Origin of the sequence: Hyphomonas sp., from assembly GCF_041398465.1 — a bacterium.
Taxonomy (GTDB): domain Bacteria; phylum Pseudomonadota; class Alphaproteobacteria; order Caulobacterales; family Hyphomonadaceae; genus Hyphomonas.
In genome coordinates this window covers 1,114,318-1,134,906 of record NZ_JAWKUS010000001.1, presented here as the reverse complement: position 1 = coordinate 1,134,906, position 20,589 = coordinate 1,114,318, and the positions used below count along the sequence as shown (strand labels likewise).

Annotated in this window: 21 protein-coding genes and 1 riboswitch; of the genes, 7 read left to right on the top strand and 14 right to left on the bottom strand. The window is 60.8% G+C overall.

Annotation, left to right across the window (positions count from 1 at the left end; translation table 11 throughout):
- Positions 1–45: 45 nt before the first annotated feature.
- Together R3C98_RS05670 and R3C98_RS05665 are read left to right on the top strand one after the other, a co-directional pair.
- The gene (locus tag R3C98_RS05670; protein ID WP_371313141.1) at positions 46–846 is read left to right on the top strand and encodes a S1/P1 nuclease; all 801 of its coding nucleotides are present in this window, start codon (positions 46–48) and stop codon (positions 844–846) included.
- 51 nt (positions 847–897) lie between these two features.
- On the top strand, positions 898–1,986 hold the full coding sequence (locus R3C98_RS05665) for an alpha/beta fold hydrolase (RefSeq protein ID WP_371313140.1): 1,089 nt from the start codon (positions 898–900) through the stop codon (positions 1,984–1,986).
- A gap of 112 nt (positions 1,987–2,098) precedes the next feature.
- On the opposite strand, the gene R3C98_RS05660 is transcribed toward R3C98_RS05665, so the two are convergent.
- The gene (locus tag R3C98_RS05660) at positions 2,099–2,608 is read right to left on the bottom strand and encodes an SRPBCC family protein (protein ID WP_371313139.1); all 510 of its coding nucleotides are present in this window, start codon (positions 2,606–2,608) and stop codon (positions 2,099–2,101) included.
- Between the two features lie 110 nt (positions 2,609–2,718).
- Here R3C98_RS05660 and R3C98_RS05655 point away from each other — a divergent pair, with 110 nt between their 5' ends.
- Complete coding sequence (locus tag R3C98_RS05655; protein WP_371313138.1) at positions 2,719–3,651, top strand: helix-turn-helix transcriptional regulator; 933 nt, start codon at positions 2,719–2,721, stop codon at positions 3,649–3,651.
- Positions 3,652–3,693: 42 nt separating this feature from the next.
- Here R3C98_RS05655 and R3C98_RS05650 read toward each other — a convergent pair whose 3' ends face one another.
- From R3C98_RS05650 to R3C98_RS05625, 6 genes are all read right to left on the bottom strand, one after another.
- Positions 3,694–4,461 carry an SDR family oxidoreductase gene (locus R3C98_RS05650; RefSeq protein WP_371313137.1) on the bottom strand — a complete coding sequence of 256 codons (768 nt, stop codon included), beginning with the start codon at positions 4,459–4,461 and terminating at the stop codon, positions 3,694–3,696.
- A gap of 169 nt (positions 4,462–4,630) precedes the next feature.
- Entirely contained in the window at positions 4,631–6,124 is a 1,494-nt protein-coding gene (gene rpoN / locus R3C98_RS05645; protein WP_371313136.1) for an RNA polymerase factor sigma-54, read from the bottom strand.
- 18 nt (positions 6,125–6,142) lie between these two features.
- Positions 6,143–6,877: an LPS export ABC transporter ATP-binding protein gene (gene lptB / locus R3C98_RS05640; protein ID WP_371313135.1), complete on the bottom strand. Its 735-nt coding sequence runs from the start codon at positions 6,875–6,877 to the stop codon at positions 6,143–6,145.
- 94 nt (positions 6,878–6,971) lie between these two features.
- Positions 6,972–7,511 (bottom strand): LptA/OstA family protein, encoded by a 540-nt coding sequence (locus R3C98_RS05635; RefSeq protein WP_371313134.1) that lies wholly within the window; start codon positions 7,509–7,511, stop codon positions 6,972–6,974.
- Positions 7,498–8,187, bottom strand: coding sequence for a hypothetical protein (locus R3C98_RS05630; protein WP_371313133.1), 690 nt, complete (start codon positions 8,185–8,187; stop codon positions 7,498–7,500). Before R3C98_RS05630 ends, R3C98_RS05635 begins: the two co-directional genes overlap by 14 nt.
- Positions 8,188–8,272: 85 nt before the next feature.
- Positions 8,273–8,887: a ribonuclease D gene (locus tag R3C98_RS05625; RefSeq protein WP_371313132.1), complete on the bottom strand. Its 615-nt coding sequence runs from the start codon at positions 8,885–8,887 to the stop codon at positions 8,273–8,275.
- Positions 8,888–9,052: 165 nt separating this feature from the next.
- Here R3C98_RS05625 and R3C98_RS05620 point away from each other — a divergent pair, with 165 nt between their 5' ends.
- Positions 9,053–9,454 (top strand): PaaI family thioesterase, encoded by a 402-nt coding sequence (locus tag R3C98_RS05620; protein ID WP_371313131.1) that lies wholly within the window; start codon positions 9,053–9,055, stop codon positions 9,452–9,454.
- Positions 9,455–9,613: 159 nt separating this feature from the next.
- On the opposite strand, the gene R3C98_RS05615 is transcribed toward R3C98_RS05620, so the two are convergent.
- Positions 9,614–11,644, bottom strand: a complete 2,031-nt coding sequence (locus R3C98_RS05615; protein ID WP_371313130.1) for an SUMF1/EgtB/PvdO family nonheme iron enzyme — start codon at positions 11,642–11,644, stop codon at positions 9,614–9,616.
- Positions 11,645–12,090: 446 nt separating this feature from the next.
- Here R3C98_RS05615 and R3C98_RS05610 point away from each other — a divergent pair, with 446 nt between their 5' ends.
- Positions 12,091–13,143 (top strand): LD-carboxypeptidase, encoded by a 1,053-nt coding sequence (locus R3C98_RS05610; protein ID WP_371313129.1) that lies wholly within the window; start codon positions 12,091–12,093, stop codon positions 13,141–13,143.
- On the opposite strand, the gene R3C98_RS05605 is transcribed toward R3C98_RS05610, so the two are convergent.
- From R3C98_RS05605 to metA, 5 genes are all read right to left on the bottom strand, one after another.
- Positions 13,140–13,607, bottom strand: coding sequence for a YaiI/YqxD family protein (locus R3C98_RS05605; RefSeq protein WP_371313128.1), 468 nt, complete (start codon positions 13,605–13,607; stop codon positions 13,140–13,142). The two genes, R3C98_RS05610 and R3C98_RS05605, sit on opposite strands and share 4 nt — an antisense overlap.
- 1 nt (position 13,608) lies before the next feature.
- On the bottom strand, positions 13,609–14,799 hold the full coding sequence (locus R3C98_RS05600) for a hypothetical protein (RefSeq protein WP_371313127.1): 1,191 nt from the start codon (positions 14,797–14,799) through the stop codon (positions 13,609–13,611).
- 163 nt (positions 14,800–14,962) lie between these two features.
- Positions 14,963–16,132 (bottom strand): acyl-CoA dehydrogenase family protein, encoded by a 1,170-nt coding sequence (locus R3C98_RS05595; RefSeq protein ID WP_371313126.1) that lies wholly within the window; start codon positions 16,130–16,132, stop codon positions 14,963–14,965.
- A gap of 59 nt (positions 16,133–16,191) precedes the next feature.
- Positions 16,192–17,106, bottom strand: a complete 915-nt coding sequence (locus R3C98_RS05590; protein WP_371313125.1) for a lysophospholipid acyltransferase family protein — start codon at positions 17,104–17,106, stop codon at positions 16,192–16,194.
- A 12-nt stretch (positions 17,107–17,118) separates the two neighbouring features.
- The gene (gene metA, locus R3C98_RS05585; RefSeq protein ID WP_371313124.1) at positions 17,119–18,039 is read right to left on the bottom strand and encodes a homoserine O-succinyltransferase; all 921 of its coding nucleotides are present in this window, start codon (positions 18,037–18,039) and stop codon (positions 17,119–17,121) included.
- A gap of 74 nt (positions 18,040–18,113) precedes the next feature.
- Positions 18,114–18,192: riboswitch (SAM riboswitch) on the bottom strand.
- A gap of 121 nt (positions 18,193–18,313) precedes the next feature.
- Here metA and R3C98_RS05580 point away from each other — a divergent pair.
- The gene (locus R3C98_RS05580) at positions 18,314–19,108 is read left to right on the top strand and encodes a DUF2189 domain-containing protein (RefSeq protein WP_371313123.1); all 795 of its coding nucleotides are present in this window, start codon (positions 18,314–18,316) and stop codon (positions 19,106–19,108) included.
- Here the strand turns inward: R3C98_RS05580 and R3C98_RS05575 are convergent.
- A complete protein-coding gene (locus tag R3C98_RS05575; RefSeq protein ID WP_371313122.1) occupies positions 19,105–19,557 on the bottom strand; it encodes a GNAT family N-acetyltransferase in 453 nt (150 codons plus the stop codon). The genes R3C98_RS05580 and R3C98_RS05575 overlap by 4 nt on opposite strands.
- Before the next feature lie 93 nt (positions 19,558–19,650).
- Here R3C98_RS05575 and R3C98_RS05570 point away from each other — a divergent pair, with 93 nt between their 5' ends.
- Entirely contained in the window at positions 19,651–20,589 is a 939-nt protein-coding gene (locus R3C98_RS05570; RefSeq protein ID WP_371313121.1) for an NAD(P)H-dependent flavin oxidoreductase, read from the top strand.

Genomic DNA, 20,589 nt, shown 5'->3' with positions numbered 1-20,589 from the left:
AGTCGGGCAACCCTTTCCCGTCGCCTACCTTGCCGGAGACCTGCCATGCGCCGCCTGCTGCTCAGCCTCACCCTTGCCGCCATTGCGGCCTCCCCTGCCCACGCCTGGGGCAAGACCGGCCACCGCGTCGTCGCCGCCGTCGGAGATGCTTATCTGAGCGACGAAGCGGCCGCAGCCGTGAAAGAAATCCTCGGCGCAGAAAGCATGGCGGAAGCCTCCGAATGGCCGGACTTCATGCGCTCGGACACATCCGATTTCTGGCGCCGCGAGGCCAATCCCTGGCACTATGTCACCATCCCGGAAGGCGAGGTCTATGCTGACATCACGCCGCCGCCGGAGGGCAATGCGATCACCGCGCTGGAGCATTTCCGCGCCATCGCGCTGGACGAGACCCAGCCGCTGGAACAGCGCCAGCTGGCCCTCCGTTTCATCATCCACCTTGTGGGTGACCTTCAGCAGCCGCTGCACGCCGGCAACGGCACAGACCGCGGCGGCAACTCCTTCACCTGCTACTTCTTCGAAGAGCTGACCAATCTGCACGAAGTCTGGGACGAGCTGCTGATCAACAACCAGGAACTTTCCTACACGGAATGGACCGATTGGCTGACGACGAAGATCACGGCCGAAGACGTCCTCGTCTGGTCTGCTGCGACGCCCGGCCAGTGGGCCGACGAGAGCGCAGCCATCCGTGACCAGATCTATCCGGACAGCCAGATCCTCTCCTACGACTATGTCTACCAGACCCGCGGCTTCCTGCGCCAGCAACTCTCCAAAGGCGGCGTACGGTTGGCGGCGTACCTGAACGAGATGTTTGCTGAGGAAACATCGGTCCCGCCTGCAGAGTAGCAGGCGTCCATCGTTACCCGGTCAGGGGCAAGTATTTGCCGGCAGCTGACATTGTTCATCCGGGGATGGGCAGTCTGGACATGTGAAACGCGGCCGGAATACTCTGCTTCAACACCTTCATCAGACGTTGTGCCAAATGGGGGGCATATTTTGAAACGCATTGCTGCATTCCTTTTCTTTGGCGTCGCCGGCGTCGCGCTGCTTGTATTTGCCTACATCAAATTATTTCCGTTCACGTTTGCTCCAACCGTCGACCTGGACGAAACCCTGCCGTCGGTCACACTCAACGGATACACGTTTCACTCCGAAACCATGGGGAACCCCGACAATCCCACTGTCATCGTTTTGCATGGCGGTCCCGGAGGCGATTACCGGAATCTTCTTCCCATCGCCCCACTGTCGGACGACTATCACCTGGTTTTCTATGACCAGCGCATGACAGGGCTGTCTTCGCGACAGTATGAAGGTGTTCTCGACCTCGATAGCTTCTTCGACGATCTTGATCTGTTTGTGGAGCATTACGGCAATGGCCGGAAGATCATGCTTCTGGGCCACAGTTGGGGCGCCATGATGGCCTCGGGCTATGCAAGCCGTTATCCCGACAAGGTTTCAAAAATCGTATTGATCGAACCCGGAATAATGAGACCAGACCTTTCCGAGCCCTTCTTTGAGGGGCAATCGGGTCCGGGTTGGAGCGCCTATCCGCGACTCGCATGGATCTGGCTCAATTCCTGGCGCGTGGATGTTGGCGAAGACAAATATGCGCGCGAAGACTACATCATAAGCCACGCGTTTTCAGCGATGCCGGGCGAAGGTGTTCATTGCGGAAACGTCATACCTGCAAACTTCGAGGGCTGGCGGGCCAGCCGAAAAACGCTGGACGAAACGGTCATCGCCTATGTGAATGACCCGGACCTTCTCGCCCAACTGGATTTCATTTCCGATGCCCACAAGTTTGCCGGAAAGACTCTGATCATCGGCTCCACCTGCAACACAGTCTATGGCGCGGAGTACCAGAAGAGACATCTGCCCTTCTTTCAGGACGCGAGACTGGAAGTCATAGAAGATGCTGGCCACTTCATCTTCTATGATCAACCCGAAGCTTCACTGCGAATAGTCAAACAGTTTCTGGACGAATAAATAATCGCCTCGAGTAAAGCAGGACCGGATTTCTGTTTCCGGTCAGCTCGTGCGGTTCATCCGGCGGCGCGGGACGCTGGAAGGGATATTCAAAGCACAACACAGGCCAGGCTCATTCCCGGCCATCGCTGTCCATATCCGCTTCGACCCATGCTTTGAGTGCTTCATTCATCTGCTCATAGCCTTCGGTCAGGACAGGTACCGGCAAATCGGCAAACCCGATGAACAAGCCGGAAAAATCCTCGTCGTGATGCACCAGCGTTCTCGTGCCCCCATCCAGGGGGGCCAGATCGAAGCGATGTTCACCGTTGAAGATGTGCTCAGGCCCGCCTCCCCAGTACAGGGCCTCTCCGGGTTCAGCGCGGATGACGTGGACATGGGGAACATCCACGATTCTGCCGTCGGGCCGCGAAACCCTGACTTCCAGCGGCGCCCCAGCGACCGGGTCCCCAACGACACGTACATGATACGGATTCCAAAGGGGATATTTCGAAAAATCGGACAGGACGTCGAATACCCTCTGCGGCGTGGCATCGATTTCAATTGAAGTACGGATCGATTTTGACGTCGTGCAGCCCACGGCGAAGACGGCGCAGAAAGCCGCCATGATGCTTTTGTGCATGATGTTTCCTTTTCAGACTGGCTGTTTATGCTGACGAAACATCGCCCTGATGGCTTGCCCTGCATTGAAGGATCGCGCCATTTTCAGGCGATTTCCTTTGGAACGTGCACATGACGGAACTTACCAGCACAGTGCTCACAAGCCTGCTCGTGACGGCAATCGGCGCGATGGACTCCGATCTGTCTCGCGATTCAACGCGACCGGACCCGATGGACCAGGCGCTCATATCCGGTTCCGGAAAAAGGACGGTTCTCAGTCAGCTGCAGGAACGGAATGGAGCCGGTGCGCCGCTCATGGTCGGGCAATATCTTCACCTGGCCGAGGAGACACCGGTTCTCGCAGTGCTCCTCAAATCCACCGATCCGCGGGTGCTGGCTGAAAAATGGATGCGGCTTGAACAGTATCATCACTCTCATCACCGAACCCGGATTGATGCGACTATGGCCGGGCAATGGCTGTGCCGGCGGGAGAGCCATCAAGCCCCGCCCGGTGTCGCCGAAAACTACCTCATTGCGGGTGTATTGCTCGGCTTTCTGGAGGCGATCGGTGCGAAAAACTGCCGTTTGCAGATCGACAGCCGGGAGATCGCAAAAGCCGAGTTTCGCGCCGTATCACCTGCCGACGGGCGCCTCGATACATTTGCAATTGTGTGGTCGGAAGACGGCACAGGAACACCCCCCAAGCCTGAATCATATCCTGACCGTCCGTTGAATGACCAATTGGCCGACCACCTGGCCCACGACATCGGCCGAGGCTGGCGATTGGCAGATGCCGCGCGCGGCCTTGCCTATTCAGAACGGTCGCTTCAGCGTCATCTGAAGGCGACGGGCAGAAGTTTTTCGAGCGTGCTCCGGCGCGCACGAATGCGAGAGGCATCCAGGCTCCTCACCGAAACGGACACATCGATTGCGGAAATCGGCTATTGCTGCGGGTATGCCGATCAGGCGCATTTTCAGCGTGACTTCCTGCGCGTGACGAACATGACGCCCAAGGTCTTCCGTGATGTGATGGCCACAGATGAAACGGCCGCCGAAAGCAACTGACCGGCACCACCTGTGGTCAGAAGCAACCGCGCAAATCCAGCTTCACGAATTTCGCAACACACGCGCAGCCAGACCCGGGGCAATTCGTGCGATCGCGAGCAATGCCTTGGCCTGTGCAACGGGAATGGTTCCATGCCCGCGCCGGACCCCTTCAAGGATTTCGTGCGCCGCTTGCGCGGGTGGTATCTTTCCGCTTGCGCGGCCTGCCGTCATGTCGGTGTCGACCAGCCCCATGACAACATCGAAAATGCGGACATGAGGGGCTTGATCTTCGCACTGGTAGGACAGTGCCCGGGTGAAATTCCTCACGCCCGCTTTCGTTGCGCAATAGACAGGGGCGGACTTTTTCGGAGCGACTGCGAGGGAGGAGGAAATATTCACAATGCCAGCAGATCGCCTGGTCAGCAGGAAAGGCAGCAAGCCGGTCGACAGCCGCACAACGGCATCAAAGTTGACGGCGATTTCGCGTCGGGCGGCGGGCGCCAGCGCTTCAACATCGTCCTGGATATAGTTGGCGGCCGTCTGCAGGCCGGCATTGTTCACCACAAGGGAAAGATCCGGATGGGCTCCGGGCAGGTCACGGACCAATGCGTCGACGTTCCGGGGATTGCTCAGATCAGCGCACCAGGGATGCACACGCCCCGGATGCTGTCTCGCGAACGCGTCCAGCGCAGCGCGATCCCTTCCGACCGGGATAATCGTACATCCATGCGCCAGCAGCGCTTCGGACAAGGCCCGTCCGATCCCGCGTGCCCCTCCCGTGATCAATACGGTGCGGTCATTCAGATCGAAGGCGGATTTGCGTGACATGACGGGCTCCATCGGCGGTATGAGCCACGCCTATCCCGGTTTGCTCCGGCGGAATTGAACAATCGCGCCAATCTCCAGAAGCAGGATCGCCCGCTTCCGGTGGCGCTTGTGCGTCTATGCTTGTGAGAGCCCCGTTTCAGCCGGCGGCGGACACCGACCTGGAACCGCCTCAGGCGCTCGCGCGGTTGATGCGGCGGCGCTGGACGCTGGAGGGGATGTTCAGGCTTTCGCGGTATTTCGCCACCGTGCGGCGGGCTATCTCGACGCCGTAGCCGGTCAGGATTTCCACGATCTGATCGTCGGAGAGCACGTCTTCCGGGTCTTCCTTCTCGATCAGCTGCTTGATCCGGTAACGGACGGCTTCGGCGGAGTGCGCCTCCCCGCCTCCGGTCGCCGGGATGGCGGCGGAGAAGAAGTATTTCAATTCAAACAATCCGCGCGGCGTCGACATGTATTTGTTCGTCGTCACACGGCTGACGGTCGACTCGTGCATCTCGATCGCATCGGCCACCTGTTTCAGGTTGAGCGGCTTCAGGTGTGCCACGCCGTGCGCAAAGAAGGCGTCCTGCTGGCGCACGATCTCGCTCGCCACTTTCAGGATGGTGCGGGCACGCTGGTCCAGCGACTTGATCAGCCAGCTGGCAGACGCGGCGCATTCGGAGATGAATTCCTTCTCCTGCTCGCGCATCTTCAGCGCCGAGACTTCGGCATAATAGGCCTTGTCCATCAGCACGCGCGGCAGCGTGTCGGAATTCAGTTCGACGGCGAACATGCCGTTGGGCAGTTCCCGCACATAAACGTCCGGCTGGACGGCGATGGTCGTGTCGGAGGAATAGCCGGCACCCGGCTTCGGCGAAAGCTGGCGCAGCTCCGTCATCATCTCCATCAGGTCTTCCTTGCCGACGCCGCAGCGGTCAGACAGGGTTTTCAGATCATGCTTGGCAACGAGCGCGAGGTTCTCGATCATCGCTTCCATGGCCGGATCATAGCGGCCGCGCTCTTTCAGCTGCAGCGCCAGGCATTCCGGGATGGAACGGGCCATCACGCCCGTCGGCTCGAAGCCCTGACAGACCCGCAGCACCGCCTCGACATTGGCCTCATCGGCGCCGAGATCCTTGGCGACTTCTTCAACGGTTGTGCGGAGGTAGCCGCCATCATCGGTCTCGTCGATCAAACGGGCCGCAATCATGCGATCTGCCGCCGAAAGCCCGGCGAGTTGCAGCTGTTCGTGCAGGTGCTGGTTGAGCGTGATGCCGGAGGATGCGTTGGAAGCCGCATCGAAATCGTCGCTCGCAGGCCCTGCCCCGATGCCGGACCAGTCAGCCTTGGCGGAGGGACCAGAAACGCCTGCCGGCATCGCATTGTCGGAACCTGTGCCCGGTTCGAAGACATCCTCGCCCGGGGCGTCCAGCTGTTCGCGCGCCTCGCCCATGCCCGAGCGGTCGTCGAGCGACATCTCTTCGCGGCGCGCCGGCTCGCTGCCTTCGCCGGGACCTTCATTGTCTTCGGCTTTCTGGAGCAGCGGATTGCGCTCGATCTCTGCTTCGACGAACTCAGCAAGTTCCTGGTTGGAAAGCTGCAGCAGCTTGATCGCCTGCTGCAGTTGCGGCGTCATAACCAGGGACTGGCCCTGGCGCATGTCGAGTGATTGTTTCATGGCCATAAGCCGCGCCCCCTGAAATCAAGCGGCGAACTGTTCACCCAGATAGACCCTGCGCACGTCCTCATTCTTCAGCACGCTTTCCGGCGAGCCGTTGAAGAGCACTTCGCCATCATACATCACATAGGCCCGGTCGACGATCTGGAGCGTCTCGCGCACCTGGTGGTCCGTGATCAGGACGCCCAGGCCACGCTGCTTCAGGTAGCGTACAAGGTCTGAAATGTCGGATATGGCAAGCGGGTCGATACCGGTGAACGGTTCGTCCAGTAGCATGAAGCTTGGACGCGATGCGAGCGCGCGGGCAATCTCGACACGGCGGCGTTCCCCCCCCGACAGGGAGGTGGCGGCCTGGTGACGCAGATGTTCCACGTGCAGTTCGCTGAGCAGGCTATCGACCTGTGCCATACGGGCGGCGCGGTCTTTTTCGACCAGTTCCGCCACGGCCAATACGTTTTCTTCTACCGTCATGCCCCGGAAAATGGAGGCTTCCTGCGGAAGATAACCCACGCCGAGGCGTGCGCGCTGATACATCGGAAGACGGGTTACATCCTCGCCGTCGATCGAAATCTCCCCCGAATCGACGCCGATAAGGCCCATGATCATGTAAAAGCAGGTCGTTTTGCCGGCCCCGTTGGGTCCAAGCAGGCCAACGACTTCCCCGCGCTGAAGAGAAAGCGAGACATCCCGCACGACCTGTCGCTTGCCAAATGCCTTGGCAATATTCTTAACGACAAGGCCTTCGGCCGGCTCGGTCATCTTTCTCAGAAATCCCTTTCAGTGCGGGCGTTCGTTGCCCGGTACGACTGATATCTTCACATGCTTAAGATCGGTTTCACGATCCTTTTGAAATTTATCCATTCGACCCGTTTTCGGAATCCGGGTCGATCATCATGCGCGTGCGGCCGTCACCGCCATCCAATGTGGTGCGCCGGTTGCCGATCTCAAGTTTCAGCACTTCGCCTTCGGCGACATCGCGGCCGCGCATCAGGGCAACATTGCCGGTCATCGTAATTGTATCGGTGGTGGCGACATAGACCCCCTGGTCACCCTTCGCCTTCAATTCGGGCGTCACATAGAAGACCTCACCCTCGGCGGTCATCGACTCGATCTGGCCGAAACTGCCCCCCACCGTGCTGGTGCCGCCACCTTCCTTGCTGGCGAAGACCATGGTCACCTGGTCGGCGCGCAGGCGGGCATCGCCCTGCTGGATGTCGACATTTCCGATCAGCAACACCTTGCGTTCGCGCTCCAGGCTCTCGGTGCGGTCGGAATTGATGTAGATCGGCCCGCCTTCGGACGAGATCTGGGCGTTGGCCGGGGCGGCAAAGGGAGCGGCGGTGACCGCAAACAAGCCGGCCAGCAATGCACCAAGAATCCTAATTCGAGCCATCTGTGTCACCTTCACCCGTCGTTTCCAATTGCACCGGCGTATCTTCCTCGGTCGCCGGATATATTACAGTGCGCACATTGCCTGCACAGACAATGCGGTTGCCGTCGTCCAGAACTTCATACGAGTCGCAGCGGATGTCGCCAAGGGGACCCTTTCCCTGTAGCGGCGACAGGCCCTCGATCCGGCCTTCCCCGACGAAGACCCGCGCCCCGAGCGACATGAAGGTGTAGCCCGATGCATCCGTAATGCTGACATCGTCATAGAGTTCCAGAATGCCGGCGGCGCGGTCGTACATGCCGGACGGCGCCCTGACCTGGCTGCCTGCTTCGTCAGTCAGGACCGGGCCGACCAGATCGACCGCCTGGTCCATGCCCCGGCGGCGGCGGGCGGCATCTGCCGTGATCTGGAAGCTTTGTCCTGTCGAATCCCGGCCCGTGAAACGGGGGTTCACCATGGTCACGGACTCATCTTTCGTCACGCTGACCGGCTTTGATTCGGCTGTCAGGGCGCTCTTGATGACGTGTCCGGCAAAGAACCCGATCGAAACCGCCGCGCAGGCCACGAACAACATTCGCAGCATCCGCACGCGTTCCGACCGCTTGCGGGCCTGCGCCAGCGTCAGCTGGCGGCGCGGGGCCCAGAGTGAGGCCGGATCGTGATGTGTGGCGGCGTCCATGCCGTTGGCAAACCTGTAAGCAACTCAGCTGTTTTGTTTACCCGCGATCCTGCCGTGACAAAAGCGGCGAAGGCATGACCATCGGTCAGCTATGGGCGAAAATGTCCTGCTCGTCCCATCCGGCAAGGTCCAGCCGGGCGCGCATGGGCAGGAAATCGAAGCAGGCCTGCGCCATTTCCAGCCGGCCTTCGCGGATCAGCATGGCTTCGAGGCCAGCCTTGATCCGGTGCAGGTACAGCACATCGGAGGCGGCATACTGCATCTGCGCATCGCTGAGCTCGGCGGTGCCCCAGTCGGAGCTTTGCTGCGTCTTCGACAGCTCGACCCCGGCCACTTCGCGGGCGACATCCTTCAGGCCGTGGCGGTCTGTATAGGTGCGGGCGAGCTTGGAAGCGATCTTGGTGCACCAGACCGGCGCGCAGGTGATTCCCATCCAGCGCAGCATCATGGCAATGTCATAGCGGCCGAAATGGAAGATCTTCACGACCTTCGGATCGGTCAGCAGCGCCTTCAGGTTCGGGCAGTCATAGTCCCGGCCGAGCTGCACCAGGTGCGCCGTGCCGTCGCCGCTGGAAAGCTGGACGAGGGTCAGATTGTCCCGGTGGAGGTTGAGGCCCATGGCCTCGCAGTCGATGGCGACGAGGGGGCCGAAGTCGAGCCCGGCCGGCAGGTCGCCCTTATGGAGTGTGATCCCGTTCATGAACGGGCTCTAGCATGAAAGCGGTTAAGGGCAAGTATGAGCGCTGCCGCGCGGGCAGGCCTTGGCCTCCCCCGCCGGAGGGGTAGCCTGTTGGATAAGTCCGCCCTCCGGACCATGTACAATCCAATGAAAACAACATGTAAACACCATGTACAGGAGCCGGAAATGACCGCTGACCAGCTTGCCGCCCTCGCCGCCTCGATGCCTTTTGCGAAACTGATCGGCTTTGAAGTGATCGAAGCTGGAAAGGACAGGATCGTCGCGCGGGCGACCGTCCGGGACGATCTCTGCACCGCCGGCGGCATCGCCCATGGCGGGTTCCTGATGACGCTGGCCGACTGCGCCGGCGCCCTCGGCGCCTTCCTCAACCTGCCTGACGGCGCGAAGACGACCACCACGCCCGAAAGCAAGACGAACCTCATCGCCGCCGCCCCCGCAGGCTCTGTCCTCACTGCAACCGCCACCCCCGTCAGCATCGGCCGCCGCCTGCAGGTCTGGCAAACCCGCATCGAACGCGAAGACGGCAAACTCGTCGCCCTGACGACGCAGAGCCAGATGAACCTCTGAATCAGGGGGAGGCTAATATCGCTCTGATTGCGGCCTTTGGCCTGAAGCGCTTCCGCAGACTCAAATTCGATAAAAACCGCTATTCCTGGCCTGACCCAGGAAGTTCAGATGTCTGATAAAGGGCGTTGTTGCAGGAAACAGCGGCTTCTGTAGCTAAAATCACTGCCTGAGAAAATCCGGCGCTTCCGGAATGTCCCGCGCAACGCGAAAGCCGAAATTGTTCTGTCTCACATTCGGTTGGCTGAAATAGCGATACTGTGGCCTGTTTAACTCGATCGCCGAGTTGTAGGCTCCCCCCCGAAGGATCTTCCTGTTTTCACAATCCCCGGACAGGCGTGGCTCGCCATTATCTGGCCTGTTTTCAATATTGTAAGAGGGGTTGTAACAATCGGAAACCCGCTCATAGACGTTTCCGATCAAATCGTAGATTCCAAATTCGTTAGGCGCAAAACTTCCGACCGGTGCGGTCATCACACCGTATCCGTCATTGCAGGAAGACTTCCGGCTTCCGAAGAGATTCGTCTCCACCGACGAATCCAGAGTGTTTGCATATTCACATATGGACTGCTCGTCAGGCGCGCCTGGATTGTGCATTCCTGAATCAATATTGACGGCCTGTGTGGCGGCGTATTCCCACTCTGCTTCGCTTGGGAGGCGATATACCACACTGTCAGGCGTTTTCGAGTTCAACCATGCAATGAAGCCGGATTGGCTGGTCGCGGTATCATCACCAACAATATCCACCCAACTCACATAGATTACAGGGCGGCTGCCCTTGCCGAAGCCCTCGTCCCTGGTGGCCTGGCAATAGCCATCCGCCACGCAGGCATCCCATTCGTCGAACGTCACTTCGTAGCGGCCTATTCCAAAGGGCTTGGCGATGGATACCGGGTGTTGAGGAAGTTCGTCGCTCCTGTCCGGATTATTCTTGTACAGACTACGGCTGCCCATTTCGAACGAGCCTGCCGGTATGGCGACCATTTCGGGACAATTCGCGCAGTCCCTGAAAAGGGAGAACGGCTCCAATTGGGCTGGGTCCACAAGGACACCCGCCTTGGATTCCGGACCGGTCTCCCGTGCATCCTGCAATGCCGGCGCACCCAACTTTGCCAACCTCGCCAGGACCTGTTCTTTATACGAGTCCGGCGGAGACTGCCTTAGAAAGGCATACAGCGAGGCAACATCGCGGACGTCCACCGATCCGAAAAGCGTGGCCCACTCCGGCTCCGATTGTTCTCTGAGAGCCCGCAATTGATCGGTAAGTTTGATTTCCAAGCCTGGATACATATCGAGGTCATTAAGGAGCTCAACAATGAATGCCTCATTGTTTTGCTCGCCACTTGCCCATGTTGCCAGGACCGAAGCCCTAGCTTTCGCCTGTATGAGATTCGGACTTCCGGGACACTCACTCACAAACCGCTCATATTCCTGCATGCTTGTGGATCGCTCCAACCTCGCCCAGGCCTCAGAGCAAACATACTTCCGGTCGAGCAGTTGCAGGGCCGATGCGGAAATGGAATTGAAATTAAGAGCGACTGCGGCGACTGCCGCCGTGAGGATCAACGCACCGACAAGTCTGGACCGGAACGAACGGGCCTTCCGGAGCGCGGCCAGCCTACGGCGCTCCGCAGTGTGCGAGAATTGGCCAACTTCGCCGTACCGCCTCAGATAGAGCGCATAATCCTGGGCGGTTGGCTTCTTTTTCTCGACGATGCCCTTCCAGAAATCCGCTTCGACATCGTATTGCTTCAACCGTGTTTCGATTTGTTCGTCGTTCTGCTCAACATAGATGGATGACTTCCCGGTCTTCGCTTCCACGACCTTGACCAGGCCGTCGAGTTCGATCGCGAGAGGGTCGCCGTTCCACGAGGTCAGATCGTGTGCATGAAGGCCGTTGAACGGCACCGGGAGATCATCAATTCTCTCGATATGGATCGGAACCAGGCTCTTAAGTTTGAATGATTTCAACGCTTCCGCGCGAACATATTGCGAGGTTTTAGCTTTGTTGGACCAAAGGACGATCGTGGCTTTTGCGGTCTCGATAATTTCATCGATCTCGTCAACGAAGTCGGCTCCGGGCAAGAGCTCGATATCCCACCAGACCTGGAAGCCGCGCAATAAAAAGGTTTTCGCAATCTTCTCTGCAACGTCACGGTCTTCCCGTTTGTAACTGATGAATATGTCGACCATGCGTGCATCCCCATAAAACCTATCGCAGCATACTAAGTCCATTATGCTACTTGTTAAGACTTTCTACCGTGAGGCGTACCGAAAAATTTCCAGCTTCGACGAAATCCCGGAAAAAATTGCTTCCTGCGATGGGGTCTGCAAATAGGGGTTAGAGAAGGCTGGCGGATTCGGGGGGTTACCTCATGTCAGCCGTTCTCGCGCTTCGACATCCGATGCAGCCTGTCGCCCGCTTCAGCGCGACCATCTCCACTTCCACCGCGTTGAGAAAGTAGAAGTGGTCATGCTTGTGAAAAGGCTCAGCGACCAAGATTCTGGCAATTGTCCGCTTTTCGTGGATGGGAACGGTTGAACCATCTTCAGGCCTATCAATACTCTATATCCTGATATGAGAGAACGGTCGCGCGTCTGTGCGACAGAGAGCGATTTGCGTAGGGAACTCGAAAACCATGAACCGGAGACAGATGTTGGGGGCGGCGGGTGCGGTGCTGGCGCTGGGGCCACAGGCAGGCATGGAGGCAGCCGCACAAACGAAAGTGAAAATTGGCGGTGCGCCGGTCCTCCTGCCGCCACGGCTGAAGGCGGGCGATACGGTCGGCCTGATCGAACCGGCGTCTGCCACATGGGAACCCCTCGCCATCACGCTGATCGAGGAAGCGCTCGGCAATCTCGGCCTGAAGTCGAAACGCGCGCACAATATCCTCGACCGGGACGGCTATTTCGCCGGGGATGACAAGGCCCGCGCCGACGGCGTGAACCAGATGTTCGGCGACAAGGATGTCAACGCAATCATGAGCGTGCGCGGCGGCTGGGGTACGGCGCGCATCCTGCCCTATCTCGATTTCGACCTGATCGCCCAGAACCCGAAAGCGCTGATCGGCTATAGCGACATCACGGCGCTGCACATGGCCATCCAGGCCAAAACCGGCATGGTCACCTTCCATGGCCCGGTTGGGATTTCTGCCTGGGGCAAGCAATCGCTGGAAACGTTCAAGCCGCTGCTGTTTGATGCCGCGACGCCGGACTATGTGAACCCGGTTGCCACTGAAGACCGGCTGGTGCAGCGGAAATGGCGTACACAGACGATCACGCCGGGCACGGCCCGCGGGCGCCTGCTGGGCGGGAACCTCACTGTCATGACGGCGCTGGTCGGCACGCCCTACCTGCCCGCATTCGACGGCGCGATCCTGTTCTTCGAGGATATCGACGAGGCGGTCTACCGCGTGGACCGGATGCTGACACAGCTCGGCCAGGCGGGCATCCTCGGCCGCGTTGCCGGGGTCATCGTCGGCAATTGCACCGATTGCAGCCAGGGCAGCAGTATTGGCGGCTTCACCCTGACCGAAGTGCTGGACCATCACCTGAAGCCGCTCGGCGTGCCGGCCTTTAGCGGGGCCTTCATCGGCCATCTGACGGACCAGTTCACCGTGCCGGAAGGCGGGCTCGTCGAAATGGATGCCGACGCCGGGACGTTCAAACTGCTTGAACCGGTGGTGCGCTAGTTCGCCTTTTTCAGCGCGACGAGCGCAGTGTCCATCGCGTTCAGGAAGCGGGAGCGGTCCTGTTTCGTGAAGGGCGCAGCGCCCTTGGGGGCATTCTCGCCGAGCCCTGCGCGGAGGTCAGCATGGATCGCGCGCACGGCGACCGCATTGCCGATGGACGCATCGGTGAAGGGCTTGCCTGTCGGTGACAGCACGCGAGCGCCTTTCTCCAGCGCCCTTTGGGCCAGAAGGATATCCGCCGTGATGACGAGGCTCGCCTCCCCCGCCTGTTCGGCAATCCAGTCGTCTGCGGCATCGAAGCCATCTGTCACGATCTGACGTGAGACCAGACGGTGTTCAGGAATGCGAAGATAGGAATTGGCGACAATCACCACCGGCACCTCGCGGCGCAGCGCCACGCGGTAGACCTCCTCCTTCACCGGACAGGCATCGGCATCGACGAGGATTTGCAGGGCGTGTGACATCTCAGTCGTTTGGGAGAATTTGCTGGAACATGCAAACCGTGTCGAAGCTGCCGCGCCTGAATGGGGCGACTGTCCTGTACCGGTAGAGCACAGCGCTGGGGCGCAGGCTCCGGTTCGTCGGGTAGGCTTCCACGAAGGTCATCCCATCGATCTGGAACAGGTTGAAGTGGGTGTACCGGTCTCTCCCATATTGCGTCTTTGAGCCGGTGACCATTTGGAATTCGTTCTGCCTAGCCCAGTCACGATAGTCATCGAACTCCTCCAAAGCGGCGAGGCTCTCCAACGCATCAGGATGATGTCCCGGCCGGAAGAGAAGGATGTCCCCATCGATATAATGACTGTCGGCATTCGCGAGGATCACCGTGTCGCTCTGCCCGTCATTGTCGAAATCGAATTCATCCCACTGCATCCTCAACCCGGCTTTCGACATGCGATAGCGATCTGATTTGAACTGCAGCCGGTTGATTGCCAGCGGCTCGACCATTGGCGGGCGGAAGTTCAGCCGCTCTTTCCCGGGCTGGCGTTCATCGGGCGCGATGAATTTCCGGCAGAAGGCTTCGCTGTAGGTGGCGGCCACGGTGTAGGTGCCGAGTGCGGATTCCTCCGCCATCTGAACAGGGTCGAGCGGCTGTGCGTCAAGGGCCAACGGCTGGATGAAACATCCTTCCGGATCGCGGCCGAGTTCCGCATAGGCTTCCGCCTTGCGCTGAGCCGGCGGCAGGATGTTCGGCCGATCGCAAATCCGCAACGTGTCCGATGTGACGAGGATCGCCGAGACATCATTGCCGGACTGGTCGAGATAGCCCGCCCGGACGAGATAACGCGACAGAACCGAATGGCCGTCGATCCACAGGCTGACCCACGCCGCCTCCGTGCCGCCATTCATGCCATAGGCGAAGGCCTGCCCGATCGTGAGTGTCATCTCGACCTGGCGGCCATCGGTCATCTGGCACTCATGCGTCTCATCCCCAGGCGCGTCAGGCCAGTCCCCCGCGAGGCTTTGCGGCAGCGCATCCCATTGCGGCGGTCCAGGCTCGACCCATTCGACCTTGCCGATGCGGATCAGCGCTGCGCTGCTGTCTTCCGCGCACTGAACCGCAGCGACATCCCGCGTGAAGCCAGCCTGCGCCGGCATCACGAACAGTGCTGCGCAGCTGAGGCTGAATGCGGCAATCCTGACAGTCCAATTCATGGCAAATCTCCGTCGCGCGTGGCGGCCTACCCTGTAAAGCTGAACACCAGCTTCTCCCTTAGGTGGTAGTTGCCTGAAGAAATTGACAACCGCGTGTCAGGTTTGAGGCGACGGGTACGCCTCCGCCTTCAGCGGGCAGGATCGACGAGGATCTGCAATCCGCTCATACCATGCCTCCATCGGTTGGCAGGCCGAACAGGATGCGGCCGGTCAGTTCCCATGTGGCAGGGGCGGTGATGATGTGCTGGGTCATGGCCTGCGCATCGCGGAACTGGCGTTGAAGCGGTGACGTTTCGAACAAGGCTGCGCCGCCGCCCAGCTCATACAGCGTCCGGCAGATGTCTGCGCCGGTGCGGGTGACATGGGTACAGGCAAGGCGCAGATCGGCGCGCGCCTCCATGGGGATTTCGTCAGACGTCTGGGCAATCTCCCAAACGCGGTCGATCTCGGCGAACAGGAGGGCCCGTGCTGCGCGCCAGCTGGCCTCGGCCTGCGCATAGGCCGACTGGACCGTCTGGCGTTCGGCCAGTGTCTTGGCCGAGCCCTGGTTCTTCTTGGCGGCGGCCAGCGCGTGGAACGTGTCGAGACTGCCCCGCGCATTGCCGAGCGCGGCGGCGCACACGCCGAGTGAAAGGAAGCCGAAAGCCGGGAATTTGTAGAGCGGGCCGGTCTCACGCGGATTGCCTTCGGCGAGACGCACGCAGCGCCCTTCCGGAACGAAAATATCTTTCACCTCGATATCGCCGGAGCCGGTGCCTTTCAGCCCCATGACATGCCAGGTGTCATGCAGGGTCGCGACCGATGCCGGGAACACAGCCATCAGCGTTTCCGGCGCACCATTCGGCAGGCGCCGCATCTCGCCACTTTCCCAGACGGTGCAACCGCCGCCAAGCCACACGCTGTTCGCCGAACCCGAGCCCCATTGCCAGCGGCCTGTGACGCGGTAGCCGCCCTCTTCCAAAATGGCCCGGCCCATCGGCGCGAAAACGCCGCCAGTGATGGCATGGGGGTCGTCGAAAATGGCTTCTGCCTCTTCCGGTGCCATATAGGCGGCGTTCAGGGCGGAGGTATTGGCAATCATGCAGCACCAGCCTGCACTGGCATTGGCGGTCGACAGCGTCTCGACCGTCTCTACGAAGGTCCGGGGGCTCGCCTCCAGTCCACCGAACCGCCGGGGCGTCACCAGACGGAAGACACCCGCCTCGGCCATGGTGCGTGCAAGGTCAGAAGGAAGGCGGCGGACCTCATCCATCTCGCCTGCCCGGGCGGCCAGCTCCGGCAGCAGCGTTTTTGCTGCGGCGACGGGATCTGACGGGTCTGTCTTCTGGCGCATACGCTCCCCCTGGTCTTCTATTCTCTCTGGCGCGATCTTCCGGAATGTCGCTGGCGGGATCAACGGTAGACTTTCGGCTTCTTCTGCTGGAAGCGGACACCGGCCCGGGCGAGACGCGCATGCTGCACCGGCCCGGCGAGCTCATAGGTACGCTCGCGAAGAAACTCCATCAGGCCGCGGCGCTTGCCAGCGGCGGCGAGATCGTCCGGCGACAGCGTCTGCCCGATCTCGACACGCAGCGACTTGCCTATGCGGCGGCGGACTTCACGGAAGACGAGCGCAAGGCGCAGTTCCAGCGAGAGATGACTCGCCATCTGGAAGAGGCGGGAATTCTGGCCCTCGAAAAAGACGGGCGTCACCGAGGCGTTGCCATGTGTGATCAGCTTTGCCGTGAAGGGCTTCCACTCATCGTCCACGGCGGTGCGGTCGAACGGGCGCGGCGTGGTCGAGACGCCGCCTGACGGGAAGACAATGACGCAGCCGCCGTCCTTGATGTGGTCCAGCGCCGCCTTTCGCATAGCGACATTGGCGGCCATCGCCTCGCGCGTGCCCGAGAAGTCGACGCGGAGCAGATAGTCCCGCGCCTCGGGCACCCCATCGAGGGCAGAGTTTGTCAGCACCCGGAAATCTGGCCGGCGAAGGCTGACCAGCCAGCAGATGACCAGCCCGTCCAGCACGCCGAAGGGATGGTTCGCGACAACGACCAGCGGGCCCTCTTTCGGGATCTCCGCCAGGCGGGAGGCAGAGAACTGCACGTCGAGATCAAGGAGGCGGATCGCGGCCTCGAAGAAAGGCACATCATTGGCCAGGTGCTCGCGGTAGTGCTGGTAGAGCTTCTTCAGGCGCGGCTGGCCGGAGAAGCGCTCCACCACGCGCACAAGCCGGCGCTTCACCGGGTCCTCGAAATAGGACGCGTAGGAAAGTTCCGGAGGAACGCTTTCGGTCATGCCCGCAAGATGCTCCGCTCCGGTCATGCGGGCAATCCCCTAACCCTTCCCGATCTCGGCGAGGTCATACGGCGTGGACTGATAGACCTGGTTTACCCAATTGCCGAACAGCAGGTGGGCGTGGCTGCGCCAGCGGTTCAGCGGCTTGCGGGTGGGGTCATCGTCCGGGAAGTAGTTGAACGGAATGGCGATGTCGCTGCCGGCGGCCACGTCGCGCTCATACTCTTCCTTCAAAGAGAAGGAGTCATATTCGACATGGTTGAACATGAAGACGCTGCGGCTGGGGGCGTGTTCCAGAAGGCTCGGCCCCGTGGCCGGGCAGTCGACCAGCAGGTCCAGTTCCGGCCGGGCGAGCACGTCTTCGGCATGGACTTCCGTCCAGCGCGAGACCGGGATCAGGAAGTCGTCGGAGAAGCCGTTCAGGTAGGGCGAGGCCGGGGCGAGGTTACGCTGGCGATAGATGCCGAATGCCTTCTTCGCCAGCTGGTATTTCGGCAGGCGATGGAAGTGCCAGGCCGCCGCCATCGCGCCCCAGCAGATGAACAGGTTCGAATGCACATTCGTCCGTGTCCAGTTGAAGATCTGCGTCAGCTCGCCCCAATAGGTAACGTCTTCGAAGTCCAGCTGTTCGACCGGCGCGCCGGTGACGATAAAGCCGTCGAACTTGCGGTCGGCCACTTCTTCCCAGGTTTCGTAGAAACTGATCAGATGGTCGGCGGAGGTGTTCTTCGGCGTGTGCCCGCCGATACGGATCAGCGACAATTCGATCTGCAGGGGCGAGGCGCCCAGCAGGCGCGCGATCTGCGTCTCCGTGCGGACCTTGTTCGGCATCAGGTTCAGGAGGCCGATCTGCAGCGGGCGGATATCCTGACGGGCGGCCTCCGACGCGCGCATCACCGCCACGCCTTCGTTCAGAAGCGTTTCACGGGCAGGCAGGGCGTCTGGAATCTTGATCGGCACGGGGTTTACTCTCGCTTGGTTCGGCCAGCTTAAGACTTGAAAACAAGAGAGAAAAGGGTTCGCGGAACGGGTTCGACTTCCTGCGCGCGGCCCTTTTAGCGACTTGTTTTACGTGGCTGCAAGCCGGCCGGCCAAATCACCACGAGTCCGGGGGATGTAGTACCAGACGCCGCGGGGGGCAAGAGGCAGCATCGCTGCGCACTTCCCTTCCGCCCGCCTCCGCACTACCGTGCCACGATCCGCCCCGGGAAGAGAGGGCGGCCGGGAGGAATACATGACGCAGGCGCAGACGGGCCTGCCGGACGTCAATGCGGTGGGCCTCGGCGCGCCGTTCGGTTGGCTGGCTGGCGGATGGAGGGATTTCACGAAAGCGGTCGGACCGTGCCTTATCTATGGGGCACTGCTGGTGGCGGCGAGCCTTGGCCTGACAGCGGCGCTCTATCATGCAGGTGCGATCCGCGTCCTGTTCGTCGTGGCGGCGGGCTTCATGCTGGTCGCGCCGATCCTCGCCATGGGGCTCTACCAGACCGGGCGGATGCTGGAACGGGGCGAACGGCCGCGTGTGGGCGATATCCTGTTCGTCAAATCCGCCATCAGGCAGGACCTGTTCATTCTCGGTTTTGCGCTGTTCCTCGTCTACTCCGTCTGGGTCGAGATGGCGCATCTGGTCTATGGGCTGTCGACCCACAAGTTCCACAAGACGCTGCCGGAATTCGTGCATTTCATGCTGGCCGACCCGGAGGGCCATAACATGGTGATGACCGGCACGATCATCGGCGGCATCATCGCGTTTCTTGCCTTCTCGCTGGTCGTCGTATCGGCACCCATGCTTTTGAACACGAAATCGAACGTGTTCGTCGCAACGTTGACCAGCCTGCGCACCGTGGCGACAAATTTCCTTCCGATGCTGCTCTGGGGCATCATGATCGTGGCACTGACGGTATTGGGCATTGTCACAGGTTTTGTGGGCCTGATCGTGACATTCCCGGTCATCGGCCTTGCCAGCTGGCGGGCCTACCGGGATCTTGTGCCGTCGTCCGAGGGGGATGTGGCGGCAGCAGCCGGCTAACCCAGCGGGTGGACGAGGCGCGGCAGTTGGCGGCCCGGGATGGAGCCAGACTCGGCCGTGCCGCTGCGGACGGCGCCGAGGCCTTCGTAGAAGGCGGCGGCATCCGGGTCTGAATCGATCAGCAGGTTCCTGGCGCCATTGTCCCGCGCGACGCGGCAGGCCCAGACATAGAGCAGCTTGCCTGTGCCCTCCCCCAGCCGGTCGGGCTCCACGAACAGCTTTTCCAGCACGGCATCCTCGCCCTGTTTCGAAAGCTGTACGAGGCCGGCGATGCCGCGCTTGTCCTCGGCCAGCATGATGGCGTCATCGGCGAGGTTTTCCGGTGTGACGGTCAGCTCGGCCTCGAAGGCCTTCAGCATGTCGCCGGAATAGCCCCAATGCGCCTTGGATCGCTGGCAGAGGCCCGACAGGGCGGCGAGTTCATCGGGCTTCGGTTCGCGCAGAATCATGGGGCCAATCTAACGTAATTGTGTTCTGACGCTAGGCGAGGGCTTGCCGGGCGCGTCGTTCCCGCCTTCTCTGCCACTCAGGAGGAAACAATCATGAGCGCAAAGCCGATCCAGACCCGCATCACCGAAATGCTGGGCATCGAGAAACCCATCATCCAGGCCGCCATGGGCTGGATCGCCCGGTCGCAACTCTCATCCGCCGTATCGAATGCGGGCGGCATGGGCATTATCGAGACATCCTCTGGGGATCTCGATGCCGTGCGCGCGGAAATCAAGAAGATGAAAACGCTGACCGACAAGCCGTTCGGCGTGAACGTGGCGCAGGCCTTCGTGCGCGATCCGGACATTGTCCAGTTCGTGATCGACCAGGGCATCAAATTCGTCACGACGTCTGCGGGCGACCCGATGAAATATACCGGCATGCTGAAAGAGGCCGGCCTCACCGTGTTCCACGTCGTGCCGTCGCTGCAGGGCGCGATGCGCGCCATCGAGGCGGGCGTTGACGGGCTGATCGTGGAGGGCGGCGAAGGCGGCGGGTTCAAGAACCCGAAGGACGTCGCGAGCATGGTGCTGATCCCGCAGGTCTGCGAAGCGGTGGATGTACCGGTGGTTGCCGCGGGTGGCATCATGGATGGGCGCACGATGGCGGCGGCCTTCTGCCTTGGTGCAGAAGGCGTGCTGATGGGCACGCGCATTCTCTCCTCCGCAGAGAGCCCGGTGCACCAGAACTGGAAGGATGCGATCGTCGGCGCGGATTCAACAGATACCGTGTTCCTCAACCGCTCTGGCCCCGGCCCTGCCCTCCGCGCGCTGCGCACGGAACGGACAAGCCGCATCCAGAAGGAAGGTGTCGAAAACATCTTCAGCGAATTTGCCGGAACACAGGACGTCTATTTCGGCGGCAATCTTGAAGCGGGCATCGCCCTGACCGGTCAGGTCGCGGGCCGCATCAAGGAGGTCAAACCCATCGCGCAGATCTTCGAGGAAACGGTCGCGGAATATCACCGCGTTGTGGATGCACTTCCCCGATAG

Excerpts from the sequence above, each read along its gene's own strand:
- R3C98_RS05670 (WP_371313141.1), top strand. The coding sequence starts at position 46 with ATGCGCCGCCTGCTGCTCAGCCTCACCCTTGCCGCCATTGCGGCCTCC.
- R3C98_RS05660 (WP_371313139.1), bottom strand. The coding sequence starts at position 2,608 with ATGCACAAAAGCATCATGGCGGCTTTCTGCGCCGTCTTCGCCGTGGGC.
- R3C98_RS05655 (WP_371313138.1), top strand. The coding sequence starts at position 2,719 with ATGACGGAACTTACCAGCACAGTGCTCACAAGCCTGCTCGTGACGGCA.
- R3C98_RS05650 (WP_371313137.1), bottom strand. The coding sequence starts at position 4,461 with ATGTCACGCAAATCCGCCTTCGATCTGAATGACCGCACCGTATTGATC.
- rpoN (WP_371313136.1), bottom strand. The coding sequence starts at position 6,124 with ATGGCCATGAAACAATCACTCGACATGCGCCAGGGCCAGTCCCTGGTT.
- lptB (WP_371313135.1), bottom strand. The coding sequence starts at position 6,877 with ATGACCGAGCCGGCCGAAGGCCTTGTCGTTAAGAATATTGCCAAGGCA.
- R3C98_RS05635 (WP_371313134.1), bottom strand. The coding sequence starts at position 7,511 with ATGGCTCGAATTAGGATTCTTGGTGCATTGCTGGCCGGCTTGTTTGCG.
- R3C98_RS05630 (WP_371313133.1), bottom strand. The coding sequence starts at position 8,187 with ATGGACGCCGCCACACATCACGATCCGGCCTCACTCTGGGCCCCGCGC.
- R3C98_RS05625 (WP_371313132.1), bottom strand. The coding sequence starts at position 8,887 with ATGAACGGGATCACACTCCATAAGGGCGACCTGCCGGCCGGGCTCGAC.
- R3C98_RS05620 (WP_371313131.1), top strand. The coding sequence starts at position 9,053 with ATGACCGCTGACCAGCTTGCCGCCCTCGCCGCCTCGATGCCTTTTGCG.
- R3C98_RS05615 (WP_371313130.1), bottom strand. The coding sequence starts at position 11,644 with ATGGTCGACATATTCATCAGTTACAAACGGGAAGACCGTGACGTTGCA.
- R3C98_RS05610 (WP_371313129.1), top strand. The coding sequence starts at position 12,091 with ATGAACCGGAGACAGATGTTGGGGGCGGCGGGTGCGGTGCTGGCGCTG.
- R3C98_RS05605 (WP_371313128.1), bottom strand. The coding sequence starts at position 13,607 with ATGTCACACGCCCTGCAAATCCTCGTCGATGCCGATGCCTGTCCGGTG.
- R3C98_RS05600 (WP_371313127.1), bottom strand. The coding sequence starts at position 14,799 with ATGAATTGGACTGTCAGGATTGCCGCATTCAGCCTCAGCTGCGCAGCA.
- R3C98_RS05595 (WP_371313126.1), bottom strand. The coding sequence starts at position 16,132 with ATGCGCCAGAAGACAGACCCGTCAGATCCCGTCGCCGCAGCAAAAACG.
- R3C98_RS05590 (WP_371313125.1), bottom strand. The coding sequence starts at position 17,106 with ATGACCGGAGCGGAGCATCTTGCGGGCATGACCGAAAGCGTTCCTCCG.
- R3C98_RS05580 (WP_371313123.1), top strand. The coding sequence starts at position 18,314 with ATGACGCAGGCGCAGACGGGCCTGCCGGACGTCAATGCGGTGGGCCTC.
- R3C98_RS05575 (WP_371313122.1), bottom strand. The coding sequence starts at position 19,557 with ATGATTCTGCGCGAACCGAAGCCCGATGAACTCGCCGCCCTGTCGGGC.
- R3C98_RS05570 (WP_371313121.1), top strand. The coding sequence starts at position 19,651 with ATGAGCGCAAAGCCGATCCAGACCCGCATCACCGAAATGCTGGGCATC.